Annotated in this window: 28 protein-coding genes, 1 tRNA gene and 1 other annotated feature; of the genes, 5 read left to right on the plus strand and 24 right to left on the minus strand. The window is 43.8% G+C overall.

Features of this window, described 5'->3' with window-relative positions; translation table 11 throughout:
* Window positions 1–21 precede the first annotated feature (21 nt).
* The 9 genes from pknB to LC20001_RS08430 all read right to left on the minus strand — a co-directional run bounded on the left by pknB (window position 22) and on the right by LC20001_RS08430 (window position 9,998).
* Window positions 22–1,752 carry a Stk1 family PASTA domain-containing Ser/Thr kinase gene (gene pknB / locus LC20001_RS08390; RefSeq protein WP_010011076.1) on the minus strand — a complete coding sequence of 577 codons (1,731 nt, stop codon included), beginning with the start codon at window positions 1,750–1,752 and terminating at the stop codon, window positions 22–24.
* Window positions 1,749–2,495, minus strand: a complete 747-nt coding sequence (locus tag LC20001_RS08395; RefSeq protein ID WP_003677274.1) for a Stp1/IreP family PP2C-type Ser/Thr phosphatase — start codon at window positions 2,493–2,495, stop codon at window positions 1,749–1,751. The genes pknB and LC20001_RS08395 overlap by 4 nt, the downstream gene beginning before the upstream one ends.
* Window positions 2,496–2,500: 5 nt before the next feature.
* On the minus strand, window positions 2,501–3,853 hold the full coding sequence (gene rsmB / locus LC20001_RS08400) for a 16S rRNA (cytosine(967)-C(5))-methyltransferase RsmB (protein WP_003677275.1): 1,353 nt from the start codon (window positions 3,851–3,853) through the stop codon (window positions 2,501–2,503).
* Complete coding sequence (fmt, locus tag LC20001_RS08405; RefSeq protein WP_010011075.1) at window positions 3,843–4,790, minus strand: methionyl-tRNA formyltransferase; 948 nt, start codon at window positions 4,788–4,790, stop codon at window positions 3,843–3,845. Before fmt ends, rsmB begins: the two co-directional genes overlap by 11 nt.
* A 45-nt stretch (window positions 4,791–4,835) precedes the next feature.
* On the minus strand, window positions 4,836–7,250 hold the full coding sequence (priA, locus tag LC20001_RS08410; RefSeq protein WP_010011074.1) for a primosomal protein N': 2,415 nt from the start codon (window positions 7,248–7,250) through the stop codon (window positions 4,836–4,838).
* A gap of 97 nt (window positions 7,251–7,347) precedes the next feature.
* The gene (coaBC, locus tag LC20001_RS08415) at window positions 7,348–8,565 is read right to left on the minus strand and encodes a bifunctional phosphopantothenoylcysteine decarboxylase/phosphopantothenate--cysteine ligase CoaBC (protein ID WP_010011073.1); all 1,218 of its coding nucleotides are present in this window, start codon (window positions 8,563–8,565) and stop codon (window positions 7,348–7,350) included.
* A gap of 150 nt (window positions 8,566–8,715) precedes the next feature.
* A complete protein-coding gene (rpoZ, locus tag LC20001_RS08420; protein ID WP_010011072.1) occupies window positions 8,716–8,976 on the minus strand; it encodes a DNA-directed RNA polymerase subunit omega in 261 nt (86 codons plus the stop codon).
* Window positions 8,973–9,593 (minus strand): guanylate kinase, encoded by a 621-nt coding sequence (gmk, locus tag LC20001_RS08425; protein WP_003677280.1) that lies wholly within the window; start codon window positions 9,591–9,593, stop codon window positions 8,973–8,975. The genes rpoZ and gmk overlap by 4 nt, the downstream gene beginning before the upstream one ends.
* Before the next feature lie 177 nt (window positions 9,594–9,770).
* Complete coding sequence (locus LC20001_RS08430; protein WP_010011070.1) at window positions 9,771–9,998, minus strand: YdbC family protein; 228 nt, start codon at window positions 9,996–9,998, stop codon at window positions 9,771–9,773.
* A 240-nt stretch (window positions 9,999–10,238) separates the two neighbouring features.
* Here LC20001_RS08430 and LC20001_RS08435 point away from each other — a divergent pair, with 240 nt between their 5' ends.
* Window positions 10,239–10,589 carry a hypothetical protein gene (locus LC20001_RS08435; RefSeq protein ID WP_010011069.1) on the plus strand — a complete coding sequence of 117 codons (351 nt, stop codon included), beginning with the start codon at window positions 10,239–10,241 and terminating at the stop codon, window positions 10,587–10,589.
* Window positions 10,590–10,655: 66 nt separating this feature from the next.
* On the opposite strand, the gene recN is transcribed toward LC20001_RS08435, so the two are convergent.
* The 14 genes from recN to rplU form a co-directional block, all read right to left on the minus strand.
* A complete protein-coding gene (recN, locus tag LC20001_RS08440) occupies window positions 10,656–12,371 on the minus strand; it encodes a DNA repair protein RecN (RefSeq protein WP_003677282.1) in 1,716 nt (571 codons plus the stop codon).
* 34 nt (window positions 12,372–12,405) lie between these two features.
* Window positions 12,406–12,861 (minus strand): arginine repressor, encoded by a 456-nt coding sequence (gene argR / locus LC20001_RS08445; RefSeq protein WP_003677284.1) that lies wholly within the window; start codon window positions 12,859–12,861, stop codon window positions 12,406–12,408.
* 114 nt (window positions 12,862–12,975) lie between these two features.
* On the minus strand, window positions 12,976–13,803 hold the full coding sequence (locus LC20001_RS08450; RefSeq protein WP_003677286.1) for a TlyA family RNA methyltransferase: 828 nt from the start codon (window positions 13,801–13,803) through the stop codon (window positions 12,976–12,978).
* Window positions 13,804–13,817: 14 nt separating this feature from the next.
* Entirely contained in the window at window positions 13,818–14,696 is an 879-nt protein-coding gene (locus LC20001_RS08455) for a polyprenyl synthetase family protein (RefSeq protein WP_010011067.1), read from the minus strand.
* Window positions 14,689–14,922, minus strand: coding sequence for an exodeoxyribonuclease VII small subunit (locus LC20001_RS08460; RefSeq protein ID WP_010011066.1), 234 nt, complete (start codon window positions 14,920–14,922; stop codon window positions 14,689–14,691). The genes LC20001_RS08455 and LC20001_RS08460 overlap by 8 nt, the downstream gene beginning before the upstream one ends.
* A gap of 17 nt (window positions 14,923–14,939) precedes the next feature.
* Window positions 14,940–16,295, minus strand: coding sequence for an exodeoxyribonuclease VII large subunit (gene xseA / locus LC20001_RS08465; protein WP_003677288.1), 1,356 nt, complete (start codon window positions 16,293–16,295; stop codon window positions 14,940–14,942).
* Window positions 16,288–17,139: a bifunctional 5,10-methylenetetrahydrofolate dehydrogenase/5,10-methenyltetrahydrofolate cyclohydrolase gene (locus tag LC20001_RS08470; protein ID WP_056943255.1), complete on the minus strand. Its 852-nt coding sequence runs from the start codon at window positions 17,137–17,139 to the stop codon at window positions 16,288–16,290. The genes xseA and LC20001_RS08470 overlap by 8 nt, the downstream gene beginning before the upstream one ends.
* A gap of 78 nt (window positions 17,140–17,217) precedes the next feature.
* The gene (gene nusB, locus LC20001_RS08475; RefSeq protein WP_003677292.1) at window positions 17,218–17,634 is read right to left on the minus strand and encodes a transcription antitermination factor NusB; all 417 of its coding nucleotides are present in this window, start codon (window positions 17,632–17,634) and stop codon (window positions 17,218–17,220) included.
* Window positions 17,631–18,062: an Asp23/Gls24 family envelope stress response protein gene (locus tag LC20001_RS08480; protein ID WP_003677294.1), complete on the minus strand. Its 432-nt coding sequence runs from the start codon at window positions 18,060–18,062 to the stop codon at window positions 17,631–17,633. The genes nusB and LC20001_RS08480 overlap by 4 nt, the downstream gene beginning before the upstream one ends.
* 120 nt (window positions 18,063–18,182) lie before the next feature.
* Window positions 18,183–18,740, minus strand: coding sequence for an elongation factor P (gene efp, locus LC20001_RS08485; RefSeq protein WP_003677296.1), 558 nt, complete (start codon window positions 18,738–18,740; stop codon window positions 18,183–18,185).
* 157 nt (window positions 18,741–18,897) lie between these two features.
* Window positions 18,898–19,974, minus strand: coding sequence for a M24 family metallopeptidase (locus LC20001_RS08490; RefSeq protein WP_003677298.1), 1,077 nt, complete (start codon window positions 19,972–19,974; stop codon window positions 18,898–18,900).
* A 187-nt stretch (window positions 19,975–20,161) separates the two neighbouring features.
* On the minus strand, window positions 20,162–20,455 hold the full coding sequence (rpmA, locus tag LC20001_RS08495) for a 50S ribosomal protein L27 (protein WP_003677300.1): 294 nt from the start codon (window positions 20,453–20,455) through the stop codon (window positions 20,162–20,164).
* Window positions 20,456–20,485: 30 nt separating this feature from the next.
* The gene (locus LC20001_RS08500; protein WP_010011060.1) at window positions 20,486–20,818 is read right to left on the minus strand and encodes a ribosomal-processing cysteine protease Prp; all 333 of its coding nucleotides are present in this window, start codon (window positions 20,816–20,818) and stop codon (window positions 20,486–20,488) included.
* Between the two features lie 19 nt (window positions 20,819–20,837).
* Window positions 20,838–21,149 carry a 50S ribosomal protein L21 gene (gene rplU, locus LC20001_RS08505; RefSeq protein WP_010011059.1) on the minus strand — a complete coding sequence of 104 codons (312 nt, stop codon included), beginning with the start codon at window positions 21,147–21,149 and terminating at the stop codon, window positions 20,838–20,840.
* A 10-nt stretch (window positions 21,150–21,159) separates the two neighbouring features.
* Window positions 21,160–21,232 (minus strand) — a sequence feature (ribosomal protein L21 leader region).
* A gap of 158 nt (window positions 21,233–21,390) precedes the next feature.
* Between rplU and LC20001_RS08510 the strand changes: the two genes are divergently transcribed.
* Window positions 21,391–21,464: transfer RNA gene (locus LC20001_RS08510), tRNA-Arg, on the plus strand.
* Window positions 21,465–21,595: 131 nt separating this feature from the next.
* Entirely contained in the window at window positions 21,596–21,910 is a 315-nt protein-coding gene (locus tag LC20001_RS08515; protein ID WP_003677304.1) for a hypothetical protein, read from the plus strand.
* A 34-nt stretch (window positions 21,911–21,944) separates the two neighbouring features.
* Here the strand turns inward: LC20001_RS08515 and LC20001_RS08520 are convergent, their stop codons facing one another.
* Window positions 21,945–22,130 (minus strand): hypothetical protein, encoded by a 186-nt coding sequence (locus tag LC20001_RS08520; protein WP_225351558.1) that lies wholly within the window; start codon window positions 22,128–22,130, stop codon window positions 21,945–21,947.
* Window positions 22,131–22,457: 327 nt separating this feature from the next.
* Here LC20001_RS08520 and LC20001_RS08525 point away from each other — a divergent pair, with 327 nt between their 5' ends.
* Both LC20001_RS08525 and LC20001_RS08530 read left to right on the plus strand, forming a co-directional pair.
* Window positions 22,458–24,845 carry a Xaa-Pro dipeptidyl-peptidase gene (locus LC20001_RS08525; RefSeq protein WP_056943256.1) on the plus strand — a complete coding sequence of 796 codons (2,388 nt, stop codon included), beginning with the start codon at window positions 22,458–22,460 and terminating at the stop codon, window positions 24,843–24,845.
* A 133-nt stretch (window positions 24,846–24,978) separates the two neighbouring features.
* Entirely contained in the window at window positions 24,979–26,328 is a 1,350-nt protein-coding gene (locus tag LC20001_RS08530; RefSeq protein WP_035457969.1) for an IS4 family transposase, read from the plus strand.
* The last annotated feature ends 40 nt before the right edge of the window (window positions 26,329–26,368 follow it).

Below are 26,368 nucleotides of genomic sequence, written 5' to 3' on the forward strand. Positions count from 1 at the left end.
TACTTCACCATTAAGGTCATTTTATTCTGGTACTTCGCTACCGCGCGAGATAACCACCGTTATTTTTGCACTGTGCGGTACTGCAGTTCCTGCTTTAGGCGATTGTGACATCACCGAACCAGCTTGGACCGCAGCCGAATAATCATATTTTAGATTAAGGGTAAAACCCATACTATTTGCATACTGACGTACACTTGCTTGCGACCAATTAGTCATATCCAATAAGCTGAAACCATTAGCACCTACACTAACTGTTAGCGTGATTGTTTTACCCTTGGGAACTAGGCGTGTGCCAGCATCGCGACTTTGTTGGACAATTTGACCATTAGTATAACTGCGTGAAACAATGGTTGTTCGTTTCACCTTAAAGCCGGCCTTACGCAATTCAGCTGCGACTGAGGAATAGGATCGTGCCGTATAATCCTTCAATGTATATTCCTTTTTCCCAGTACTGATGCGCATTTTGACCACTGACTGACGCTTAGCCTTTTCTCCTTTTACCGGCGTTGTACTGATCACGCGACCTGCTTTAACGTGGTCATCATGTACCTTGGTAGCTGAACCAACCTTAAACTGAGCGGCCATCAAAGTTGACTGTGCTTTACTTTGAGTCATTCCCGCCACATTAGGTACCGCTACCGGCTGCAATTGATTAGCAACGAAAAAGCCTACAACCACCAAAACGACTAAAACAAGCAACGTTGTGATCACGACCCAAGGCCGAGCGAGCCGTTTCTTGGGGGTCGGTGCTGGCTCATTAGTCGCTGCCGCCGATACGGTTTTCGTTGTTACCGTCGTAGTATTAGCGCTTGCCGGTGCCGCTTCAGACGTTGCCGAACTAGTTGCAAACTGTTCAGCGTCGATCCGCGGTAAGATCTTAGTTTCTTCATTATTGATTTGTGACACAAATTTAGGCTCACCGACACGCAACGGTGACAGCGTCGTTTTTAAATCAGCCGTCATAGCGGCAACAGACTCATAACGTTCAGCTGGTTCCTTAGCTGTTGCGCGTAAGATCACATTTTCTAACGCTTGGGGAATATTCGGGTCGATTTTCCGTACTGAAGGAATCTCGCTTTGAAAGTGTTTCAAAGCAATACTCACCGCTGTTTCGCCTTCAAACGGTACCTTGCCGGTCAACATCTCGTATAAAATGATCCCCAACGAGTAAATATCGGATTGTTTAGTCGCAATACTGCCTCGTGCTTGTTCTGGTGATAAATAATGCACGGAACCTAACATTGAATTGGTTTGGGTGATCGAATTTTCCGATAAAGCCACGGCGATACCAAAATCGGTGATTTTTAAATGACCCGACGGCGCCACTAAAATATTTTGCGGTTTCAGATCACGATGAATAATACCGTGTGCATGGGCTTGCTGTACTGCCGCTAAAATTTCCGTCATCATCCGCACCACTTCAGCATACGGAATTGGGTAATGGTCAGCAATATATTGCTTCAAATCATTGCCCGAAACATATTCCATTACAATGTATTGTAACCCGCTATCTTCACCAACATCATAAACGGAAACGATATTAGGATGAACCAATTCAGTCGCAGCTAACTCTTCACGCTGAAAACGGCGAATCGTATCTGGATCATTTTGTAGGTCTAGCCGTAATACTTTGATTGCGACTTCACGATTTAAAATTAGATCCTGAGCCAAATAAACATTGGCCATGCCACCTTCGCCAACCGGACGGATCACGCGATAGCGACCGCCTAACTTATATCCTGCTTCCATCATTGTGCGGTCACCCCACGATCCTCATATAATAGTAACGCCGTAATATTATCTAGCCCGCCAGCTGCATTCGCCGCGTCGATCAAGGCCTGACACTTTAACTCTAATGACCGAGGGCTGGCTAAGATCGTACTGATCTCATCGTCAGACACCATATTAGTCAAACCATCGGAACATAATAAAATATAATCACCGTGCTGCGCACGCCGCACGACCACATCAGCATCGGCTTGCTCGGATACGCCCAGCGTGCGGGTAATAATATTCTTTTGGGGATGGTGTTTAGCCGCTTCCGCACTTAACTGGCCATGCTTAACTAACTCATTGACCAACGAATGATCCTCGGTCATTTGACTTAGTTTCTGTTCTCGAAATAAATAAGCACGACTATCGCCAATATTGGCAATGATGAACTCATTTTGATAATAAATAGCCGCCACAAAAGTCGTGCCCATCCCTGACAAGTCAGGATACTGCTGTGACTTATTCAAAATATGCTCATTTTCCTTTTGTAGCTCCGCCACCAGCCAAGAGATGATCGGTTCTACTTTATCAAACTCTGTCTGCTCAAAATCATAGCCAATATGTAAAACGGCCATGGCCGAAGCCACATCACCGCCTAAATGACCGCCCATGCCATCCGCAACGATTGCGAATTGAACCCCAGCTATATTTTGATAGACGCTTACATAATCCTCGTTGTTGGCCCGGCGTTGACCAACATCCGTCCGGTAAGCGAATTTCATCCTTTTTACCTCGTTTTCCGTTTCAGATTACAAATGAAGAAGCCGTCCGTCCCGTAATCATCTGGATAAAGGCGCAAATACGGTGTTGTAGCCACTTTGAGCGCTTTATCTGTGTGCACGGGAATCGGTTCGAACTCTGCGTGTTTTGCGAGAAACTGCTTGATCACGTCCTGATTTTCTTCATTAACAATTGTACACGTACTGTAGGTCAAAATGCCACCAGGTTTTACCTTAATTGCGACACTATCCAAAATTTCTAATTGAATTTTCTGTAAATTCAATAGATCCTCTGGCTGACGGGTATACTTGATCTCTGGTTTGCGCCGCATTAGACCTAAGCCAGAACATGGTGCATCGACTAATACACGATCAAATGACTTATTTGCCACCACATCACGCAGTTTACGCGCATCAAATGCACGTGCATTGACCACATCAGCAACGTGCAATCGCTTAGCATTATCTTTGATCAATTTTACCTTATGTGGATGTAAATCAAAAGCCTCAACGTGACCACCAGCCTCAGCAGACAAGTAACTAGCAATATGCGTGGTCTTACCACCGGGCGCAGCACAGGCATCCAGTACTTGATGTTGTGGTTCAATCTGCATACTAGCTGCAACTAACATTGAACTTTCATCCTGCACCGTATATTGACCATAAGCAAAGGCAGTCGTCCCCGCTAAAAAGCCACCCTGGCGAACTAACCCAACTGGTGATAATTCACTAGGGGTTGTTTCCAATCCTAATTCAGCTAATTCTGCTTGCACCTCGTCAACCGTAGCAATAGCCGTATTAACGCGGATCGATGCCGCAGCAGGCTGATTGATTGTTTGTAAAATCGCTTCCGTCTTCTTTTCACCAAGCTGATCGATCAGTTTGGCAACTAACCATTCCGGCACGCTAGCGCTGATGCTTAATCGTTTTAACGGCTCACTAATTGTTGTCAATTGCGGTACGCCTTGACGTTCGATCTGACGTAAAATTGCCGTCATTAAACCGGCGACCCCGCGATTACCCATCTTTTTAGCTATCTCCGTAGCTTCATAAAAAATTGCTCGATTAGGGATCTTGTCCAAATAAACCATTTGATAGACAGCGACCCGCAAGTTTTGCCGCGCCCAACGTTCTAAGCGTTGCGGTTTTTTAATGAATGGCTTTAAATAAAAATCTAACGTCAATTGGCGCTGGATCACACCATAAACCAAGTTAGTCAGCAAGCTAGCATCAGCCGGTTGCAATTGTTCTTTTTCAATGGTTTGGTCCAACGTAATATTGGCGTAACTGCCTGAATCAGCGACCCGATCCAGTAATTTGACCGCTAAATAACGCGGTGAATGCTTTATGTTAGTCTTCAATGAGTTGTTGCCCTTCCTTAAGGCCATGTCCTTGGCCGTTTAAATACGCAGTGATGTTCATTTTAGCTTTACCAGCAGGCTGAATCTCTTCAATATAAAACACTTTATGATCAGCTGCGGCGATACCCAATTGGTGCTTACTAATGACAGCAACTTGCCCAGCTGCCAACATTGTTGTTTCAGCGGTTGGCCGAACTTGCCATAATTTCGTCCGTTGACCGCCAATTTTAACAAACGCTCCAGGTTGTGGCCGTAACGCCCGTACCTTGTAGTCAATTGCTGCCGCTGACATATCTAAAGTGATTTGTTCTTCCCCCGGCTTGATCGTTGGTGAAAAAGTAACTTGGCTTTCGTCCTGCGGTTGTGGGGTAATTTTACCCGCTAATAGATCCGGTAATGTCGCTAACAGCAACTTTTCGCCAACCTGACTTAATTTAGCAAACAACGTCCCATTATCATCGTCGGCTGTAATCGGAATTGCCTGTTGCCGTAAAATATCTCCGGCATCCATTTTCATGACCATTTTCATGATCGTCACCCCAGTTTCAGCCTCACCATTTAAAATGGCATACTGAATTGGCGCACCACCACGATATTTTGGTAACAATGAAGCATGCACATTGATTGCAGCGATCTTAGCTGCAGCCAAAACTTTCTTGGGTAAAAATTGACCAAAAGCAGCCGTTACGATCAGATCTGGCGCTAATGTCACCACTTTTTCTGCTTCGGGACTGCCGCTTAATTTTTCTGGTTGTAACACCGGAATATCATGTGCTAACGCTACTTCTTTAACTGGCGATGGCGTTAACACGTGTTTGCGTCCGACTGGCCGATCTGGCTGCGTCACCGCCGCCAAAACTTCGTAGCCATTAGTGATCAAGCTTTCTAAAATTGGTGCCGAAAATGCCGGCGTGCCCATAAATACAATTGAAGTCACGTACTTCTCCTCTTTCTATTGTTAATTAACTTTGATTCAAAAAAGCTATATAAAGCTAAGCGGTTCGCGGTCGATCGAAATCTGAATACCATTACGCGCTTGATTTTCTTGCATGATCTGGGTTAGTAATTTTTGTAACTGCGTTTCATGCTTGTACTTGATCACCATCTGATAATAATAGCGTTTATTAACCCGAGCGATGGCGCGCGGTGTCGGCCCCAGTAAGACCGCCTGTGGTGATAAAACCGGCTTCACTTGATTCATTAATTGAAAAATCTTCTTCGCCGCTTCATTTTCTTCTTCATGGCTAGCCGTCACCAAAATCGTATAGTAATACGGTGGATAGCCGCCTTGATGACGTAAAGTCATTTCACGCTGATAGAAACCTTCATAATCATGGTGCCGCGCCAAGCGAATCGCATAGTGTTCTGGATTGTAAGTCTGCACGATCACTTCGCCTTTTTTTTCAGCACGACCGGCGCGACCGCTGACCTGCGTCAGTAATTGGAAGGTTCGTTCACTCGCTCGAAAATCCGGTAGGCCTAAGGCAGTGTCCGCATTGAGCACCCCAACCAAAGTCACATCAGGAAAATCCAAACCTTTAGCAATCATTTGTGTGCCTAACAAAATATCAGCCTCGTGCCGACCAAACTGCCGTAAAATCTTCGCGTGAGCACCTTTACGCCGAGTTGTATCTACGTCCATTCGTAATATACGGGCTTCTGGTAGCAAGCCTTGCAACTCACTTTCCACCTTTTGCGTTCCAGTACCGTAATAGCGGATCTTACGACTTTGACAGTTCGGGCAAACCTGGGGAATTGCTTCTTCATGACCACAATAATGACACTTCATCGAGTGAGTGTCCATATGCAAGGTCAATGAAATATCGCAATTGGGACATTTCAAGACAAAGCCACAATCACGACACATCACAAACGATGAAAAACCACGCCGATTAAGCATCAACACACTTTGCTCTTTATGCAACACACGTTTCCGCAATTCCCGCATCAATAAACTAGAAAAATTGTCCTCTTTAGTTTTTTTCAATTCATTTTTCATATCAACCACCGTCACTTCTGGCAATGGCTGATGATTGGCCCGTTCCTTGAGCCGAATCAATTGATAGACCCCTTTTTGAGCACGGGCCCGTGATTCCAGCGATGGCGTGGCACTACCTAAAACCACTGGGCAGTGATGATATTTGGCCCGCCAAAGCGCCACATCACGAGCATGGTAACGCGGCATTTCATCCTGTTTATAACTACCTTCATGTTCCTCATCCATAATGATCAAACCGATATTCGTCAACGGCGCAAAAATGGCTGAACGGGCACCGACAACAACTTGGGCTTCTCCACGTTCAATGCGGCGCCATTCGTCATAGCGCTCACCGTTAGATAAGCCACTGTGTAATACCGCTACGTGAGCACCAAAACGTCCACGAACCCGGGCCACCATTTGCGGTGTTAAGCCAATTTCTGGCACCAACATTAATGCGGTTCGACCACTATTGAGCGCGGCTTGGATCGATTGCAAGTAAATTTCCGTTTTACCGCTGCCGGTTACGCCTTCCACTAGAAAAACTTGATCACGTTGCTGCTGACCAGCAGTCGTGATCTGATGCACTGCATTAGCTTGCTCTTTCGTCAAAGTCAGCGGTTGGGTCCGTGGCGCACTAGCTAATTCAGCGTAAGGATCACGATAAGTTTCGAGTTCAATTAAACGTAGCCACCCTTTGGCAGCACCAGTTTGTACATGCGTTAACGTCAACTGCGTCTCTGCCGTCACTTGCTGCATCGTAATTGGTTCTTGTGCAGTTGTATGGGCCGCTAAATAAGTCAACAATTCATGTTGACGCTTCGCATTAGCCGGAACTTGCGCTGCAATAGTCGTATAGTCGGCTGCCGCCAATAACGGCTTGATTGCTTTGATTGTTTTAACTTTTGCTCGATCATGCACCTGGTAAACAACCTCAACAAGCTGTTCTTGTTGTAATTTTAGTAATTGTTTGATCGTCTCTGGTGCTAAATCAGCAAAATCCAATTCAGTTTGGTCATGAAAAATTGCAGTGGTCGCTGGTGTAGGCGCACCAAGTAAACGAACTTTTTTACTATAGCTAGCTTTCATCACACTAGGCAACATCGTCTGCATACAACTAATTTGAAAAGCAAAAGTCCATTGCGCCAGCCACTTTGCTAACGCCAGCAACTCCGGATTCAAAACTGGCTGTAGATCCAATACTTGTGTGATTGCTTTCAGTTCACCCGTATAATCCGGAGCCGTATCAGTGATCCCGACTACAAACCCTTGAATTTGCCGCTGCCCCTTACCAAAAGGCACAACGACGCGCATACCAGCACGTAATTGTGCCTGCCAAATTGCTGGAATAACGTAGTCATAGGGTCGATTTGTTTGTAAAGTGGGCACATCAACGATCACTTGCGCAAATTGCACCATGACTAACCACCTTTCTACTACATGAGCTTGCTTGACTGGCTACGTTACAAAAACACGCACAACAGTAGCCATCTATATGCCTGTAAGCAACAGATGGCTACTTTTGCAGTTTATCTTGCCGCGTAGCCAAAGCAATTTGTAAAATTTGCTGTGCGATGACTTGCTTACTGGCTAACGGTAATGTTTGTGGTTCTACATTCGGCTGTAGAATCGTCACTTCATTAGTATCGTGATTAAACCCAGCATGAGCGCTAGCAACATCATTAGCAACGATCATGTCAACCCGTTTACTAGCCAGCTTCTTTTGCGCATAAGTTAATAAATGCTGTGTTTCCGCCGCAAAGCCGATCAAAAATTGTTGTTGTTTTTGTTGACCTAATTCCGCTAAAATATCTGGATTTTTCGTTAAGGTCAACGTATAGTCTGCAGTTGTCTTTTTGATTTTATTATCCGCCACTGTTACAGGCCGGAAATCCGCCACTGCTGCTGCCATGATCACCATTTGGGCCGTCTGATAACGCGCTAATAACGCAGACCGCATTGCTTCGGCTGAATCAACACCAACATAGGCAACACCAGCAGGTACAGTGAGCATCGTTGGTGCACTGATCAAGGTCACTTGCGCCCCTAAGTCGCGCGCAGCAGTAGCCAAAGCGTAACCCATTTTCCCTGATGAATCATTGGTCAAATAACGCACCGGATCCAAGCGTTCACGCGTTCCGCCAGCAGTGACCAAAACTGATTGTCCATGTAATGGTAGATCGGTAGCCTGAGCCAATAATTTAGCCGTAACCGCGGCAACAATTGCAGTTGGTTCTGGGAAACGGCCTTTACCACTATAACCTTCTGCTAAAAAGCCAGTTGCGGGCTCAATAATTTCGACGCCATCGGCCTTTAAAGTGGCCACATTGCGTTGCGTCGCGGGATTTTCCCACATATGCACATTCATGGCCGGTGCAACAAATTTTGGTGCGGTGGTCGCCAATAAAGCCGTACTAGCAAAATCATCCGCTAGACCCTGTGCCATTTTAGCGATTAAGTCAGCGGTAGCCGGTGCAACCAAGGCAATTTCGGTCCAATCAGCTAACTCAATATGCGCGACTTCGTCTGGTGCGAGTTGGGCGAAACGGTCCGTATAAACCGCATGCTTACTCAAAGTTTGGAAAGTCAGTGGAGTCACAAATGCTTGTGCCCCTGCTGTTTCCACAACGCGTACCTCAGCACCTTGGCGAATCAATTCACGCACTAAATAAGCCGCCTTATATGCTGCAATGCCGCCACTGACGTACAGCGCAACGTGTTTTCCAGCCAACAAAATAGTTTCCCCCTCAGCAATGATCTTAATATAGCTATTGTAGCAGAAAATACAGGCTAAATCAGCGTCCTAGCTGACAATAATTATCACGTTAAGTATAAAAAAAGAGTTCGCGGTCATCACCAGCCGAACCCATAATCTGACAACAATTTATTTTTCGTGTTTGTCTGCTTGATCTTGTGCTTCAGCTTCACGTTCAGTCATCAATGAAGCAGGATCAACAACTACATCACCATCGGCAATTTCTTCCAATGCTTGACCCACGGTTTGTGGTGAATGATAATCGCCATCTGGTAACATCTTAATGCTGCCAGCTTCGATCTCATGCGCACGTTTTGCTGATAAAACCGCTAATGAGTAACGTGAATCTACTTTGTCTAATAATTTATCGATCGATGGATATAAAATCATTTTTCGACAACTCCTATCATTTTTTCATACTGCGAGATCACCCGTGGGACACGAAGATGTTCACTTTCAATAATGTTTTCGATCCGTTGAACGGCATTTGCCACCGTATCGTTAACCACTGCATAATCATATTGCTGCATCATTTTAATTTCGTCAACCGCTTTAAGCATCCGCTTATCGATTGTCTGCATATCTTCCGAACCACGACCCTTGATTCGTTGCTTCAATGAAGATAAGTCTGGCGGCGTCAGGAAAATGAAGACCCCATCAGGACATTTTTTACGAACTTGCATCGCACCATTAACTTCGATCTCTAAGAAAACATCCTTACCCGAATCTAAGGTTTGATTGACGTATTTAAGCGGTGTGCCATAAAAGTTGTCGACGTACTGCGCGTACTCCAACATCCCGTCATTAGCGATCTCCTGCTTAAATTCTTCTTTACTGACAAAATAGTAATCTACCCCATTAACTTCTCCTGGGCGTGGTTGCCGTGTTGTCATTGAAATCGAGTATACGAAATCTCGTTGTTGATCCTGAAACATTGCCTTACGAACTGTTCCCTTACCTACACCGGAAGGGCCAGATAAAACGATTAACATCCCGCGTGTCGCCATCGGTCAATTCTCCTTCTGCTCTGATAATTTTAATCTCTATTCTGCACTTTTTCTTAGTGTTTTTCAAGTCTAGCGTACGTTGGGGAAAACTTTCTGATTATGAAATTACGCTTAGCTAGAATTTTTCAACCTGCTTAGACTAGATTAGTGCCGCAAATAGTAATCGCCAAATATAATTTAGTCACTGACCATGCTATCAAGTAGTTGCCGCAACTGCTCGATTTCTTCATTGGTCAACGTTAACCCTTTTCCCATCTTACTATGGTCTGGTGACCAATCACGCAGATCGAACTTCGCTGGTCGACCATTCCAACTAACTAAATTTAATTCGCGCGTCCAACCACTTTTACTGGTGCTTAACACGCCAATGGTCTCTTCAATCGTAAATTCCAACGGTGCTGCCATTACTATTACCTCCCGCTATCATAAACTAATCTAAGAATTAACAAGCAATTATTTCAGACAAAAGTGCTACAAAGTAGTAACATAGAATGCTGCAGCAATTGCTCGTTTTGCATATTCTATCTATTTTAGCATAACTCCGCTAAGAGCTCGATGAATTTCCATCTAAATGAAAAAAGCATTGCAATTTAGAACGGTTGTTCGTATAATGAAGACACAAACAAATGTTCGGAGGCAAACATTATGGAATTTAACCAAGCAACGTTAAAACAATTTGGCACTCATTTACAGGCATCTTACCAAAAAATGGTTGATTTCGAGGTTCCTGCAGCGGACCCAGTCTCAACTGCTGCGCTACCGCAAATGCCTCACTTTCAAATCAAAAACTTTCTCGAACAAGCCTTAACAAAAGACTTAAACGTCACTGTCCAATTTAACGATTTTGATCATGGCGGTCAAACGACGATCAAAGGCCATTTTAAACAACGCCACAATGATCGGATTATCTTCACTGCTGATGATCACAAACTAATTCATCTTGTGACTGCGAATGCAATTCGTTACATTGCTATCACACCCCAAAAACAATCGTAAGCAAACAACAAAATACGGTAATGATCAATTTACATAACTTGATCATTACCGTATTTTTATAGTCTTTTAAGCTGGGGTGACCGCTTCCCGTAAGCGCTTCTTTTCAGCCGCAGCTAATTTAAGTAATTCACTAGCGTGCTCGCGTGTCAGTTTAGTTACCGCTGTCCCAGAAAGCATCCGGGCTAGCTCATCCACCCGCTGGGCAGGTTCAAGCCGTGTTAAGGTTGTTTTAGTCCGCTGGCCGCTGATTTGTTTACGAATAAAGAAATGCTGATCACTCATTGCAGCAACTTGCGGTAAATGAGTAATACATAAAACCTGTGAGAACCGCGCAATTGCCGAGATCTTATCCGCAATTGCTTGCGCCACCCGGCCACTAACACCAGTGTCAACTTCATCGAAAATAATACTAGTAATGCCCTGACTACGGGTAAAAATTGTTTTTAAAGCCAACATCATCCGTGAAAGCTCACCACCAGAAGCAATTTTAGCTAATGGTCCAGCCGCTTCGCCTGGATTCGTTTGAATATAAAATTCGACGTCATCTAACCCTGTTGGATAAAAATGCACCGTTGAAGTCGCTTTAAAATGCACTGAGAAAACGGTTTTTTCCATGTACAAAGCCGCTAATTGTTGATGAATCGCTTGGCTTAGCTTTTTAGCGCCTTGTTGGCGAGTCTTGGACAATTGCTGCCCAAGATCTAGCAAAGTTTGTTTAGCCTGATCAACTTGTTCTGCCAGTTGATCTTCATTATCCTCGGTAGCCACCATTTGTTCTAATTCAGCTTTGATTTTGGCGTAATAATTAAGAATTTGGGCGATGCTATCACCATATTTACGCTTTAACTGTTGTATCAATTCTAAGCGCTTTTCGATCTCATCTAACCGACCTTCATCCCATTCCATTAAATCAGCCTGGCGTAATAACTCCGATGCCGCATCCTGCAGTGTATAATACGCCGTCTGCACATTATCCGCTAATTCTTGGTAAGCATGATCCAGTGGCGTGATCTGCTGTAATTCATTCATAGCACCACCGATATGATCCATTGTCCCCGCTGCATCACCGGCCAAAGCTTCATAACTATTTTGTAAGGCCGTGGTGATCCGCTGAAAATTACTGAGCCGTGCCCGTTCACTGTCTAATTCGCTTTCTTCATTGGGTTTTAATTGCGCCGCTTCAATTTCATCGACTTGAAACCGTAGCATATCCAAACGCTGGGCCCATTCCTTAGCGTGGGCCATACGCTCCTGATAAGCTTTGTTTAAGCGCATATACTCATCATAAGCTTGTGCATACTTGGCACGTTGCGGATTGACCTTAGCTTTATAGAATTCATCCAATAAAGCTAAATGTTTTTCTGGATGCATCAATTCCTGATGTTCATTTTGACCATGAATATCAACGATCGTTTCACCGATCTCTTTTAAAGTTGTCGTGTTGACTAACTGGCCATTGACGCGACAGACATTACGACCAGTCCGGTACAGATCTCGCTGTAATAAAATATCATCATCGGCGTGTTCGATTCCATAATGATCTAAAACAGCAAAGGTTGCTGCATTATCTGGTAAATGAAATAAGCCCTGCAGGCGCATTTTGCTCGCGCCTTTACGAATGAACTCCTGTGACCCTCGGCCACCAGCTAACACGCCGACCGCATCGATGATAATTGACTTACCGGCACCTGTTTCCCCAGTCAGAACAGTCATTCCAGATTGAAAAGCAATATTCAATTTTTCAATGATCGCAAAATCACGAATATCCAACTCTTGTAACACAACCATCCTCCATTCAGTAAAACAAAGAACCTGCTTAACGCTCAAGCAAGTTCGTTAATGTTTGATATAGATCCTGCGCTGCCGCCGGTGTTTTGGCAATGATCAACACCGTATCATCGCCACCGATCGTGCCAAAAGTATCCGAAAAATCCATTTGGTCGATCAAAGTTGCGATTGCAGTGCCATTACCAGGTAAAGCTTTTAAAACAATAAAATAGTCTTGGACGTCCATTGAAACATAGGCATCAAATAACACCCGTTTCAACTTCTTCTCCGTATCAACAGTCTGCTGTGCCGGCAAACTATAGCGATAACCGCCACTTGGTGACGGTACCTTAATCAATTGCATATCCTTAATATCTCGCGAAATCGTCGCTTGGGTCACATTGACACCTGCACCCTCAAGCAATGCAACAAAATCTTCTTGCTTCTGGATATCATGCTCATTCATCAATTTTTTGATTAAACGTTGTCGTTCAGATTTTCGCATACCGTCACCTTGCTTTCCACATTCTAACTTCATAATAGCTTATTCGCTACTAAAATTAAAGCGTTATCTGTTAGATTATGCATAAACGTTGCATAGGTGTGCCATCACAGGTGGTTACTCTTTAGCCGCATTCAGCGATTGATAGGCCGCTTTTAATGTGGCGGCAATCGATACATTAGCAGCCATTTGCCCATCTGCATCTAAATTCAAACGTAAATGAGTGATAAACTCGATATTACCTTCGCCACCTTTGATCGGTGAAAAATCTAGATTCAATACATCATAATGATGGGCAACAGCAAAGTCTAAAATTGTTTGCAAAACCATTTCGTGTACTTTAGGATCACGTACGATGCCGCCTTTGCCCACATTTTCTGGGCCGGCCTCAAATTGGGGCTTGATCAAAGCAACCACATCGCCACCAGGTTGTAAAATTGTCGCCAAGTTAGGCAAGATCAGCCGCAGCGAAATAAAAGAAACATCAATTGAGGCAAAACTAGGTTGGCCTTCCGTAAAATCAGCCAACTTGCTGTAACGAAAATTCGTTTGCTCCATTACAGTGACGCGCGGGTCCTCGCGCAATTTCCAGACTAATTGATTAGTCCCAACATCCAAGGCATAGCTACGTGCCGCACCATTTTGTAGCATAACATCAGTAAAACCACCCGTTGAGGAACCGATATCTAATACTGTTTTACCAGTGACATCCAGCTTAAATACCGCCAACGCTTTCGCTAACTTCAAGCCACCACGACTGACGTAAGGCATATGTTTACCTTTTAAATGTAAAATAGTATCATTGGGAATTTTGCTACCTGGCTTATCATAACGCTGGTTATTTTCGTCATAAACTTCACCGGCCATTACCGCACGTTTAGCTTGCTCCCGCGAATCAAAATAACCTTGTTGTTGTAATAAGACATCAATTCGTTCTTTCTTCATTCAATTTGCCTCCGTTAATTTGCCAACTCAGTTAAAAATGCCGCCAATAAACTGATATCGGTTGACGCAACCAACGGATCAAGCGCACGCCGCGCCGCCGTAAGTTCAGTCGTCAGCGCTGTTTGGGCACCGTCTAAGCCTAATAAACCAGGATAAGTATTTTTGTTAGCCGCCTGATCTTGATGAACAGGTTTACCTAACTCTGCAGCAGTGCTAGTCACATCAAGAATATCGTCTTTGATCTGAAAGGCTAGGCCTAAATGGTCAGCAAAGTCACTTAAAGCAGCTGTCCGTTTGCTATCAAGCTCACTGATCACTGCACCCATCAATAGACTAGCTTTCAACAAAGCCCCAGTTTTACGCCGATGCAACGCTTTTAATTCAGTTAAACTCAATGCTTTGTGCTCACCTTGCATATCAGCCACTTGCCCAGCAACCATATTCAGTGGGCCAGCACCTAAAGCTAATTCACGGATCAATTTAATTTTGACAGCATCAGTAAAGCGTAGATCACTTAGCCATTGAAAAGCTAAAGGCTGTAGACCATCACCAGCAAGAATTGCCAGCGCTTCACCAAATTTTTTATGGTTAGTCGCCTGGCCGCGCCGTAGATCGTCGTTATCCATTGCCGGTAGATCATCATGGATCAGCGAGTACGTATGGATCAATTCGATTGCAGCCGCCGCCGGTAAACTTTGTGGAATCAAACTAGCCTGAAAAGTTTGGACCACCGCTAATAGTAGCAGCGGCCGTACCCGCTTACCACCAGCCATAACTGAATAAGTCATCGCTGCTTGCAACGCTGGTTCCTTAATATCTTGGTGTAACTTCATTGACAATAGACTATCCAGTGCGGGGACAAGTTCAGTCCGAAAATCTGTCAATTTAATCATCCGCGTCAGTTCCTTTTTCTTCAAACGGCACTTCGGTTCCATTTTCCGCCATCATTTTAGTTAATGTTTTTTCTGCATGTGTTAACGTATCTTGCAATGTTTTGCTCAGCGTCACACCTTTTTGAAATTCGGTTAATGCTTGTTCCAAAGGAATATCCCCTTGCTCCAAGTTAGTGACGATCGTATTCAATGCTTCCAAATTTTGTTCAAAAGTTGGTTCTGCCATTAAAACGGCCTCCGTTCTTATTTATCTTGCTTTTGCGGTGTGACCGCAATGACTTTCGTTGTGACCACCGCATCGGTGACGTGCAACGCAACTTCCGCATTTGGCTGAAAATCAGTTGCTTGCTTCAATACATTACCTTGTTCATCCGTCACATAACTGTAGCCACGACCCATAATTTTTAGTGGGCTCAAATAGTCCAATGATTGAATGCGTTGCTGCACTATTTGTTGCTTGTTTGACATATAGTGTTGCATCACGACGGTTAACTGCTGCTGTAAACGAGCTAAATCGCGCTGTCCCTGCTGAACCCGCGGTTGTAGTTGGTGTTGCTGCAAGTGACTTTCGGCCAACAAAGCTTGCTGACGTTTGACCTGCAATACTTGCTTAAAACTAGTTTGTAAACGCCGATTCAATTGATCAACGTTCTGTAAGTAACCGTCATATAATCGCTGTGGTTGCCGAAAAACGTAAGATTGCCGCAAGCGTTCCACTTGTTTTTTAGCCAAACTAATCCGATTTTGCATTGCTTGCAGTAGCCGCACCTGTTGTTGCTGCAATTTAACAACCTCATCACTTAATACGGGCACAGCTAATTCAGCAGCGGCCGTTGGCGTGGCAGCACGCACATCTGCTACTAAATCAGCGATCGTTGTATCGGTTTCGTGGCCGACTGAAGAAATCACCGGCACCTGACTTGCCGCGATCGCACGCGCCACAATCTCTTCATTAAACGGCCATAAATCTTCGATCGAACCACCACCACGACCAACGATCAACGTGTCAAAATCGCCCTGCTGGTTCACCTGCTCAATTTTAGCCACAATATCTGCAGCGGCTTCATTACCTTGAACTAAGGTTGGAAACAAGACCAGCTGCGCAATGGGGAACCGGCGGCGGGTTGTCGTAATAATATCACGGATCACCGCCCCACTAGGACTAGTGACTACCGCAATTCGCTTAGGAAAACGAACCAGTGGCCGTTTAGGTGCACTAAATAACCCTTCTTGCGCTAACTTCTTTTTCAGCTGTTCATAAGCTTGATAGAAGGCACCAACACCATCTGGTTCCATGCGCTCAACATAAATCTGATAGCTGCCACTAGGCTCATATAATGAGATTCGACCGACAACTAAAACTTTCATTCCTTCTTCTGGAGTGAACTTTACCTTATTGAACGCCGAGCGAAACATGATCGCATTGATCTTAGCGTGATCATCTTTTAAGCTAAAATATTGATGTGCATTAGGCCGTAAACGAAAATTGGAAATTTCGCCAGTTAAATAAACCCGCTCCAAATACGGATCGCGTTCAAACTTGGCCCGTAAATATTTGGTCAACGTTGTGACCGTTAAATAATCTCTTTGTTCAGCCATGTTTTGTCTGACTCCTTGCAAATTGCACTGTTTGGTACAGTAACATTAGGCTCGTCATTGGACCAACACCACCTGGTACCGGTGTGATCGCACCAGCTTTAGTTACCACACTGGCATAATCAACATCACCGACCAATTTGCCGTCTGCTAAACGATTCATCCCAACATCGATCACGATTGCCCCAGGTTTAACCGCATCCGCGGCAATAAAATTAGCTCGACCAACAGCCACGACCAAAATATCGGCTTGTCGTGTCAGTTCCGCTAAATTTTCAGTATAGCTATGCGCAATCGTAATCGTCGCATCTCGATTTAAAAGCAAAGCCGCTAGTGGTCGACCAACGACGACGCTACGACCAACAACGACCACATTTTTATGCTTAACGGACAATTGATAATGATCTAGTAATTTTAGGATACCGTATGGGGTATTCGGAATCGCATGTGGTTGACCGCCAAATAAATAACCTAAATTTAGTGGGTGAACCCCGTCCACATCTTTCGCTGGATCCAACGCTAAAATTGCTTGTTGACTGTCAATCTGCGCAGGTAAAGGCATTTCTAGCATGATTGCGTGTACCCGCGGATCTTGATTTAATTGTTGTAGCACCACGATCAATTCTGCCGTTGTCGTTGTAGCTGGTAACGTAGTGGTCAACATACGTAAGCCAAATTTTGCCGCCCGTTTTTGCTTACTATGCAAATAAACCTGACTAGCCGGATCATCTCCGACTAACACCGCCGCTAATGTGGGCGTTACACCATCCGCTTTTAATTCAGCGATTTGTGTTTGTAACTCCGCACTTAACGCCTGCGACGCCACTTTTCCATCTAATATTGTCACCCCAACTCGCTCACTTTCTAAAAAAGCTGGACCCACAACCTAAGTCATGTTGCCCAGCCTGATTTTTTACTGATTCTCCTAAACCAACTCATGCTGGCGGACAATCGCTGATAAAACCCCATTAATGAATTTGCGTGAACGCTCATCACTATATTTCTTAGCTAACTCTAATGCCTCGTTGACCGCAACTTTTGCGGGTACATCAGGGACTTCTAGTAATTCATAAACTGCCACTCGTAAAATAACTAGATCAGTTTTAGCTAACCGATTCAGTGACCAATTAGCACTTAAATGCGCACTGATTGCTTCATCTAATTGTGGCGTATGTTCACGCACGCCAGCCACTAAACTCAATAAATAAGCCGGTAGTTCAACTTCTTCACCCGGTGTCGCCGCTAACGATTCCATTAAAGCCTCAGTATCGACTTCTGGATTGGCGTTGATTGCAAACAAAGTTTGAAAAGCAAACTCACGGATCTCATGTCGGTTAATCACTCGTCTTCACCATCTTCAGCAAATAAATTATTTGGATCTACTGCATTAACTAATTTTTCTGGGATCACACCCACTACGTGAATATTGACCTCAGTTAAATCTAAATCAGTCATAAATAATAATTGTTCCTTGATCGTATCTTGCATTTTTAAAGCGACTTGCGGTACTGAAACACCATAATTTAAATAAGCGTAAATATCTGCTTGGATCTGACCAGCGTCTACAGTCAACTTAACGCCCTTGCCGCGATCTTCACGCCCAAGTAATTGACTGATACTTGAAGACAAAGTGCCACGCATTTTATAAACACCGTCAACCTGGCTAGCGGCAATGCCTAAAATAATTTCGATCACTTCAGGGGCAATTTCAATTTGTCCAAGCGATGTTTCTGTTTTACTGTCTAAAACAATATTTGTATCTTCAGCCATCTCATAAACCTCCTACTTCACAATTAACGTCTAATTCTCAACACACTCCGCTGATTAGCGCTGTTAAATGCACAAACCAGCGCGATCAGTTGACTAATAGGTTACTTTAATCAACAATACTTAAGCCCGTGAAATATACGAGCCATCTTGAGTATTGATAATCAATTTATCACCATTATTAATAAAGAACGGTACTTGGACGACTAAGCCAGTTTCCATTGTTGCTGGTTTAGGGCTGCTTGACTGCGTTGCACCGCGAATTCCCGGTTCTGTCTCCGCAACCGTCAATTCAACGGTATTCGGTAACTCTAAACCAAGCGTTTCGCTGCCATACATAATCACGCTGACCGTCATATTTTCTTTTAAATAATTCAGCTCGTCTTTGATTTGTTCAGCAGGTAAGGACAATTGTTCATAGGTATTATTATCCATGAATACATAATTGTCGCCATCTTGATACAAATATTGCATTTTTTTATTGTCGATCTGGGCCTTACCAACTTTTTTACCGGCCGCGAACGTTTTCTCTTGTACTGCACCAGTCCGCAAATTTTTTAATTTTGAACGAACAAAGGCGCTGCCTTTGCCTGGCTTAACATGTTGAAATTCAACAACACGCCACAATTCACCTTCAACTTCGATTGTTAAACCATTTTTAAAATCATTTACTGAAATCACTACTTATATTTCCTCCTCTACGTCATCGATCAAGTTCATTTTTACAGCATAAGCCGCCGTAAATCAGATCATCATACAATGACGGTTAAAAAGTACCACGCCACACTTAAATAGCATCAACTAACTATAGCAAGCTATATCGCTAGTTGGCAAGCTTTTACACGATAATCAATTCTTTTTTTGGTGCATTATTTAGGACTTGACTGCCGGATGACATGATCAATAAATCATCTTCGATCCGCACACCACCTAAACCAAGTAAATAAATACCCGGCTCATCGGTGATAATATTACCATCCACTAAGGTCACATCTTCTGAATTAGGTGTCGCCATAGGGCCTTCATGAATTTCTAAACCGATACCATGACCAGTGCCGTGACCAAAATAGTCACCATAACCAGCAGCAGTGATCACTTGGCGAGCCACATGATCAAATTGGTGACCCGTTAAACCAGCTCGCGCATTCTTAATCACTTGCTCCTGAGCTGCTAGAACGACCTGGTAGATATGTTTTAATTCCGTATCGGGCTCACCAACTGCAAAAGTCCGCGTCAGATCAGAAACATAGCCTTGATAGTAACAGCCGAAATCTAATGTCACTAGTTCATGCGGTGCAATGGCTTTATCCGTTGCGACCCCATGGGGCATCGCTGACCGTGCACCACTAGCCACAATAGTTTCGAAAGAAACCCCACTAGCCCCTAATTTCCGCATGTAAAAATCAAGTTCATTAGCAACTTGCCGTTCAGTCATACCAGGATGAACCATATTTAAAATATGTTGGTAAGCTTGATCGGCAATAGCTGCGGCCTCGCGAATCAAGCCAATTTCATCTGCATCTTTCACTTCGCGTAATTTTTCCACGATTCCTGATGTAGGGACTAAACCAACATCAAAAATATCCGCTAAATCATCATAAGTATTAAATGAGATATGATCGGCTTCAAAACCTAAAGTGGTTAATTGTAATTTTTCTAATAAGTGGCTGATTTCCGTGAACAACGGACCTTTATTTTCTACAATTGCAAAGCCCTGCGGTGCAACTTGCTGGTAGGCTTGTTGTGTATAGCGTGAATCGGTCACGAAAAAAGCGCTAGTTCGCGTGATCAAAGCTGCACCTGTTGTTCCCGTAAAACCAGTTAGGTAGCGCAAATTAGCCATATTAGTAATCATCATACCGTCTAATTCGATTGCGGCTAATTTGTCCCGTAAAGCTGCCAATCTTTGTGCCATCGTTTGCCTCTTTTCTTGTTGCTTCAACTACTAGGCGCAAACTAAATTAATTTCTATTATAACAAAAAACCACCGTAAACAAAATGGCACCGCACTTTACTTGCTTAAAAAACCTGATCAAGTCATGATGCACGGCACAAAAAAAGCCCGGAACCCAACAAGTGTGTTCCGAACTTCTTTAAAGGACTTATTTAGCAGCTGCTTCTGCAGGGTAAACAGAGACCTTTTTCTTGTTTTTACCGAAGCGTTCAAATTTAACAACGCCATCAGTTAAAGCGTACAAAGTATCATCGCCGCCGATACCAACGTTAGCACCGGGATGAATCTTTGTGCCACGTTGCCGATAAAGGATTGAACCGCCTGTAACAGTTTGACCGTCAGCGCGTTTGCTACCCAAACGACGACCAGCAGAGTCACGACCGTTAGAAGTCGAGCCGCCCCCCTTATGATGAGAGAAGAATTGTAGATCCATTTTCAACATATCCGTGCACCTCCTATGCGTTTGAATTACTTATTTTTTAATCATGACATAATCAGAATAATTTTCGGCAATACTTTCCAGGCTTAACAATAAGTTAGCTAAAATAACTTGCGCTGTCTTAGCTTGCGCTGTGTTCATTTGACGAGGTAGACGACATTCTAAATGCCCCCCATTAACTGAATCAGCCTTGACCTTTGGCTTGACCGCCGCGATCTGCTCAATTCCATTCACCGCACCAATAGCAACTGCCGAAACCGCAGCACAAACGATATCACTACCGTAAGGCCCCGAATCCGCGTGCCCAGTTAGGCGAAAATAATGGATCACACCTGCCTGATCCCGTTCAAACTGCGCTTGGATCATATAACCACCTATTCTTTAATTATGCGTTAACTGCGTTGATCAATACACGTGTGTATGGTTGACGATGGCCAACTTTGTTGTGGCTATGCTTCTTAGGCTTGTACTTGTAAGTAACAACTTTCTTTTCCTTGCCTTGTTTTTCAACCGTACCAATAACGGTAGCACCTGCTACTGTTGGTGTGCCGATTTTTGTTTCACCTTCACCACCAACTAAAACAACGTCGTCAAATGTAACTTCGTCGCCTTCTTTAGCATCCAACTTTTCGATCCAGATCTTTTGACCTGCTTCAACCTTAAGTTGTTTACCACCAGTTTTGATAATTGCGTACATATGCTGCACCTCCTCGTCTTAGACTCGCCGAAACCAAGTGCGGTTACCCGACTTAAACTCGTTCCGAGCGGTTGTAGCTGTGGCAGCCACAATTACAACGCTAATATCATACCAATAATTGCCGCAAGTTGCAAACTATTTATCACATCTTATTAATTTATCCGATAACATAGCGAAAAACACGCATCACATTTGTTATTGACAGCAGTATTAAGTTTACTTTATAATCAATACTGTTGTTGTCTCGATAGCTCAGCTGGATAGAGCAACGGTCTTCTAAACCGTAGGCCGTGGGTTCGAATCCCACTCGGGGCATAATTTTAATTCTGCGTGTACCTAGATTCTAGGTACACGTTTTTTTGCATTTAATTATATTTCAATTAGTATTAATATATGTTATTTTTAGTGACGGTATTGTTTTTTACCATCACAAGGAGGAGTTATTCATGCGCGCTAATTTAACAAATCCACGAACCAACCAATTGAAACAAGTTAAGGTCGGCTTTTCGTGGACAACATTTTTCTTTGGTTTTTGGCCAGCGTTATTTCGTGGCGATTGGTTATGGGCAGTAATCGGCTTAATTATCCAGCTCTTTATCGGTCTACCCTCATACGGTATCGGCGCTAGTATTTATTCAATCATTTTCGCCTTTATTTATAATCGAATCTACATTAATAAGCTTTTAAGCCAAGGCTATCAAGCCGCTGACAGCGCATCAAAACAAATATTACTTAATCGTAATTTTACTTTACGCGATTAATTCTAATAAAAAAGCAGACTACGTGTCTGCTTTTTTAGTCCTCCGGTGTCACCTTAAGTAATTTAAATACCTGCTCGACACTGCCAAATCGCGCTGCCAATAATGCATCGGTGATGCCGTATTGCTGCAGTGAAGTTAAGCTCACTGGATCATCAGCGAAAATCTCGCTGGCCATATTCAGTAGCTCGCCCGCTGATAACGATTGTGGTGCAAATGCCAAACCCGCCCCACGTTTAAGATTGTACCAACTTTTATTATAGTGCTGCATAATTTCTTGGCGCGTGGGAAAATCTTGCGCATAACGGTCAAAGTCATCAACAACCGTGGGATCAACTTCCCGATAAGTTGCCGCAAATTCTGGTAAAAACGCAGAGTACTCTGGCCAGTCCCACTGTCCATTTGCTAATTTTTGAATAAGTCATCATTCCTTTACTAAAACTTCCGGTTTAATTATAACAGAATTCTCCTGAGATCCTTTATTTCATGTTTGTATTTTAGTGACACTTAATCAATAATAAAGGCAAACCTAATTTTGGGGGTCCTATTATTGAAGATCAATCAATTTGCACAAATTCATGTTGACGCCGAACAAGCGTTAGCTGAATTACAGACTATCGGCTTATTTACAGTCGGTGCAACAAAAAAACCGCTAGCCACCAATTTAGCGCACTTCCTACATTCGTGCTTTCCTGAAGCCACTACTAAAAGTGGTCAAGACGAAGCCATCGCTAAACTCTTACTTGATGGACAAACCACTGTTAGTGACTTTTTAGCAGCACCAACTGCCCTTTCAGCAGCACAATTTTATAATCTAGCTTTACAATTACTTGGCTTTGAAGCTGGCACCGATTTTGACCTAGCTGACCCGCTTAAATTCATGCGCACCAGTCAGCTGGCCTTTGATGCCACTGATCCAGTGGATAATACGACCTTGTTGACCAACATCTACCTATTATTAACGACTCATACCAAGTTAGGACTAACATTCTTGGATGATCTCGCTAACCGCGGCTTCTTTGCCAATTATACAGGCCCGCGGCCACTTTTCTTCAACGGTAAAGCTCAGGCAGTTTTTGATACGCAAAATTTGATCAAAGAAGTCGTTTACGTTGAAGCGCCATTAGACACTGATCAAGATGATCAACGCGATCTACTGGCCACCACGATTTTCCGGCCCCGAGTCACTGACGACTTAAAAATTCCGGCATTGTACACCGCTAATCCTTATTTTAAGGGTATCAACGACGTCGATGCGATGTTGCACGATGTCGATCAAGAATTAGCAGTCAAAACAGCGCCGGTTAAACCGCCGGTAACGCTGCAAAAACCGCTCCCCGCACCACGACAAGTTGCTGGTCAAGCCAATCAAACCGAAAAAACGGCCACTGATCTCAGTAGCTACGCTTTAAACGACTACATGCTCGCTCGTGGTTTTGCTAGTGTTTACGCTGGCGGAATCGGTACACGGGATTCCGATGGCATTCGTACTTGCGGTACCGTTGAAGAAACAATCTCCACGATTGCGATCATCGAATGGCTCAACGGTAAACGCCGTGCTTTCACTAACCGCACCGATAATATCGAAATCAAGGCTAGCTGGTGCAATGGTAACGTGGCCATGACCGGCAAGTCCTATCTTGGCACGCTGGCCACTGCCGCAGCCACTACAGGCGTTCCTGGGTTAAAAACGATCATTGCTGAAGCGGCGATTTCCAGTTGGTACGATTATTATCGCGATAACGGTCTAGTGGTCGCCCCAGTTGATTGCCAAGGTGAAGATACAGACGTTTTAGCCAAGCTATGTTTTTCCCGCCAAAAAGACGCTGCCGACTACGCCAAAGTCAAACAAGTCTTCGCTAACGAACTTAACCAACTACAGATCAGCCAAGATCGTACTACCGGTAATTACAATGACTTTTGGGATGAACGTAACTATCGTAATCAAGCAGCTAACGTTAAGGCTGACGTGGTGCTCGTTCACGGCCTCAACGATTGGAACGTTAAACCGCGTAACGCCGAAAAAATGTGGCAAGCCTTAAAGCAAACTAAGGTCCAACGGAAACTTATTTTACATCAAGGGCAACATATCTACATCAACAATATGCCCTCATTAGATTTCACTGATATGATGAATTTATGGCTAAGTTACGAGTTGTACGGCGTGGCAAATAACGCACCTGCGATATTGCCGAATGTGACGATCCAAGATAATTTACAGCCAGAAACTTGGCGCGGTCATCATGATTGGGCCCCCGCCGACCGAAAACGGCAGTTATACCATTTCACACCAGCTAGTTTGACTTTGGATGAACCAACTGATGCTGCTTTTGTGACTTTTAAAGACGATAACCGCCGTTTATTTGACCAACATGAGCGGAATGAAACCCGTTGGCTGCACGACTTCATTGCTGAACCAACCGCTTACCAGGCACAACAGTTCCGCTTAAAAACGGGCCCATTAACGCAACCATTAGTGATTGACGGTAATATTGTAGTGACCTTGCAAGCTGCCGTGGATCAACCGACTGGGATGCTCAGTGTATTGGTCGTTGATTATGGTAAAGCACAGCATTTAGGTGAGGTACCAGCAATCATCGAACGTAACGGTTATCAACTTGATCCAGCTGGTAAAACGGATAATCTAGTTGAATTCAAATTACAAGCAGCCACCGATTTTAAATTGATCACCCGCGGCCACATCAACTTACAAAATCGTGTCAGCCGCAGCACTAGCTTGCCAGTTGAACCTGGTAGCTTCTATACAGTGAATTTTGAACTGCAACCAACTCATTTTCAGCTAGCTGCTGGTCACCAATTAGGCGTGATCGTCTATGCCAGTGATATGGGTATGACTGTTCGGCCACAAACCGTTGCTAATTATCGGCTTGATCTCAACGCTTGTCAGTTGAGTGTACCATTTACCAAACGTTACTAAAGGTTGAAAGTTAATATTCCCAATTGAGTCCCAATCTGTTGGGGCTTTTTTGTTATAAAAATAGACACGAAACACTCCGTATCTGTATAATTGAGTCGTCTAAAAAACAAACATACAGAGGAGTTTTCGTGCCATGTCTACTATACAACATTCTACCCCTAATATTCACCTAGCAATGCAACATTTTTCTAAATTGGTCCAGTTACCTGACGTTTTACGTCGCGCTAATATCCATAAAACTCGTGGTATTCAGGTGCCAGTCCTGTTTGAATGGCTGATCACCACTATTTTTACGCGCTATTCCATCTTTCGTGCCGAATCTGATCCACATTTTACTAAGAAAACCGCCCGCAACTGTCTCAATAATCGCCATACAAATTGGCAACGTCTAGTTATTTTACTCGCAGTGCGGCTAATTCAATATGTTAAACACTTTACGGATACCCGCCGTGCACAAGCGCTCATCCTAGATGATTCCTTATTCAAGCGTGAGTTCTCGCGTAAAACTGAGTTATTAGCTCGGGTTTTTGATCATAATCACCAGCGCTATTATCATGGCTTTCGTACGTTAACTTTAGGTTGGAGTGATGGGAATACTTTCTTGCCCGTTGATTTTGCGCTGATGTCATCTGGCAAAGCCAAAAATCAATTAGGTCCGATCAACCAATTTGATCCGCGTACATTAGCCGCACAGCGACGAGCACAAGCCAAACGAAAAATGAATGAGGTTGCCTTAGAGCTAGTTGATTCGGCTTTAAGTGCTGGCATTAAAACTAAATACGTTCTGTTTGATAGCTGGTTTGCTTCACCAAGACTATTTTTTGAGTTACTGCAACGCGGTCAGTTTGGTGTAGGTATGCTCAAACGCAGTGAGAAAGTTTATTTTCGTTATCGTGGTCGCCAAATGGATGTTAAATCGTTGTACGAGCGCCTTCGGCGGAGTAAATGGCCTCAGCATCAGAATTATCATTATAGTCCCATTGTCACTTTCGAAGTTGGAGGTCAGCCCATGAAAGTTAAATTAGTTTTCGTTCCTAACCGAACAGATCACAGTCAGTATCTGGTTTTAGGTACAACAAAAACGACCCTAGAACCTGACCAAATCATTCAACTTTATGGTCGTCGCTGGCAGATCGAGGGCTACTTCAAAGTAGCCAAACAATACCTGCGTTTTGATCAAACCCAAGTCCAAAGTTACGATGGACTGTGCGGCCATATGGCCATGGTCATGATGAGTTACGATATTTTAGCGCTGCATCAACGCGAACAAGTTGATGAACGAACGCTTGGCGATTTATTTTATAATTTTGGCCGCCCGTTGCCGGATATTGAGATCGCAGTCGCTTTAGCTTGGTTGATGCGCCAATTAACTGGTCTAGGTGAAAAGTTAGGGCTCACAACAACCATCATTGATGAACTCTTCGATCAATTTATCCGAACACTGCCCAATAATCTGGCCCAATTATTGGGCAATGGCGTGTAATAACTGAATTAACTAATTTTTAGTCTTCAAACTCAGGACT

Source organism: Loigolactobacillus coryniformis subsp. coryniformis KCTC 3167 = DSM 20001 (assembly GCF_002706425.1).
Taxonomy (GTDB): domain Bacteria; phylum Bacillota; class Bacilli; order Lactobacillales; family Lactobacillaceae; genus Loigolactobacillus; species Loigolactobacillus coryniformis.

What these genes read in the sequence shown, in the direction of transcription:
- argR (WP_003677284.1), bottom strand. Translation starts at nt 12,861, where the DNA reads ATGCGAAAATCTGAACGACAACGTTTAATCAAAAAATTGATGAATGAG.
- LC20001_RS08515 (WP_003677304.1), top strand. Translation starts at nt 21,596, where the DNA reads ATGCGCGCTAATTTAACAAATCCACGAACCAACCAATTGAAACAAGTT.
- LC20001_RS08435 (WP_010011069.1), top strand. Translation starts at nt 10,239, where the DNA reads ATGGAATTTAACCAAGCAACGTTAAAACAATTTGGCACTCATTTACAG.
- rplU (WP_010011059.1), bottom strand. Translation starts at nt 21,149, where the DNA reads ATGTACGCAATTATCAAAACTGGTGGTAAACAACTTAAGGTTGAAGCA.
- LC20001_RS08500 (WP_010011060.1), bottom strand. Translation starts at nt 20,818, where the DNA reads ATGATCCAAGCGCAGTTTGAACGGGATCAGGCAGGTGTGATCCATTAT.
- LC20001_RS08430 (WP_010011070.1), bottom strand. Translation starts at nt 9,998, where the DNA reads ATGGCAGCACCGTTGGAATTTACGATTGAAGAGACCATTGGCGTGTTA.
- rpoZ (WP_010011072.1), bottom strand. Translation starts at nt 8,976, where the DNA reads ATGATTTTATATCCATCGATCGATAAATTATTAGACAAAGTAGATTCA.
- LC20001_RS08480 (WP_003677294.1), bottom strand. Translation starts at nt 18,062, where the DNA reads ATGGCTGAAGATACAAATATTGTTTTAGACAGTAAAACAGAAACATCG.
- rpmA (WP_003677300.1), bottom strand. Translation starts at nt 20,455, where the DNA reads ATGTTGAAAATGGATCTACAATTCTTCTCTCATCATAAGGGGGGCGGC.
- priA (WP_010011074.1), bottom strand. Translation starts at nt 7,250, where the DNA reads ATGGTGCAATTTGCGCAAGTGATCGTTGATGTGCCCACTTTACAAACA.
- LC20001_RS08395 (WP_003677274.1), bottom strand. Translation starts at nt 2,495, where the DNA reads ATGAAATTCGCTTACCGGACGGATGTTGGTCAACGCCGGGCCAACAAC.
- LC20001_RS08450 (WP_003677286.1), bottom strand. Translation starts at nt 13,803, where the DNA reads ATGAAGAAAGAACGAATTGATGTCTTATTACAACAACAAGGTTATTTT.
- LC20001_RS08490 (WP_003677298.1), bottom strand. Translation starts at nt 19,974, where the DNA reads ATGGCACAAAGATTGGCAGCTTTACGGGACAAATTAGCCGCAATCGAA.
- LC20001_RS08530 (WP_035457969.1), top strand. Translation starts at nt 24,979, where the DNA reads ATGTCTACTATACAACATTCTACCCCTAATATTCACCTAGCAATGCAA.
- gmk (WP_003677280.1), bottom strand. Translation starts at nt 9,593, where the DNA reads ATGGCGACACGCGGGATGTTAATCGTTTTATCTGGCCCTTCCGGTGTA.
- LC20001_RS08455 (WP_010011067.1), bottom strand. Translation starts at nt 14,696, where the DNA reads ATGATTAAATTGACAGATTTTCGGACTGAACTTGTCCCCGCACTGGAT.
- xseA (WP_003677288.1), bottom strand. Translation starts at nt 16,295, where the DNA reads ATGGCTGAACAAAGAGATTATTTAACGGTCACAACGTTGACCAAATAT.
- LC20001_RS08460 (WP_010011066.1), bottom strand. Translation starts at nt 14,922, where the DNA reads ATGGCAGAACCAACTTTTGAACAAAATTTGGAAGCATTGAATACGATC.
- pknB (WP_010011076.1), bottom strand. Translation starts at nt 1,752, where the DNA reads ATGATGGAAGCAGGATATAAGTTAGGCGGTCGCTATCGCGTGATCCGT.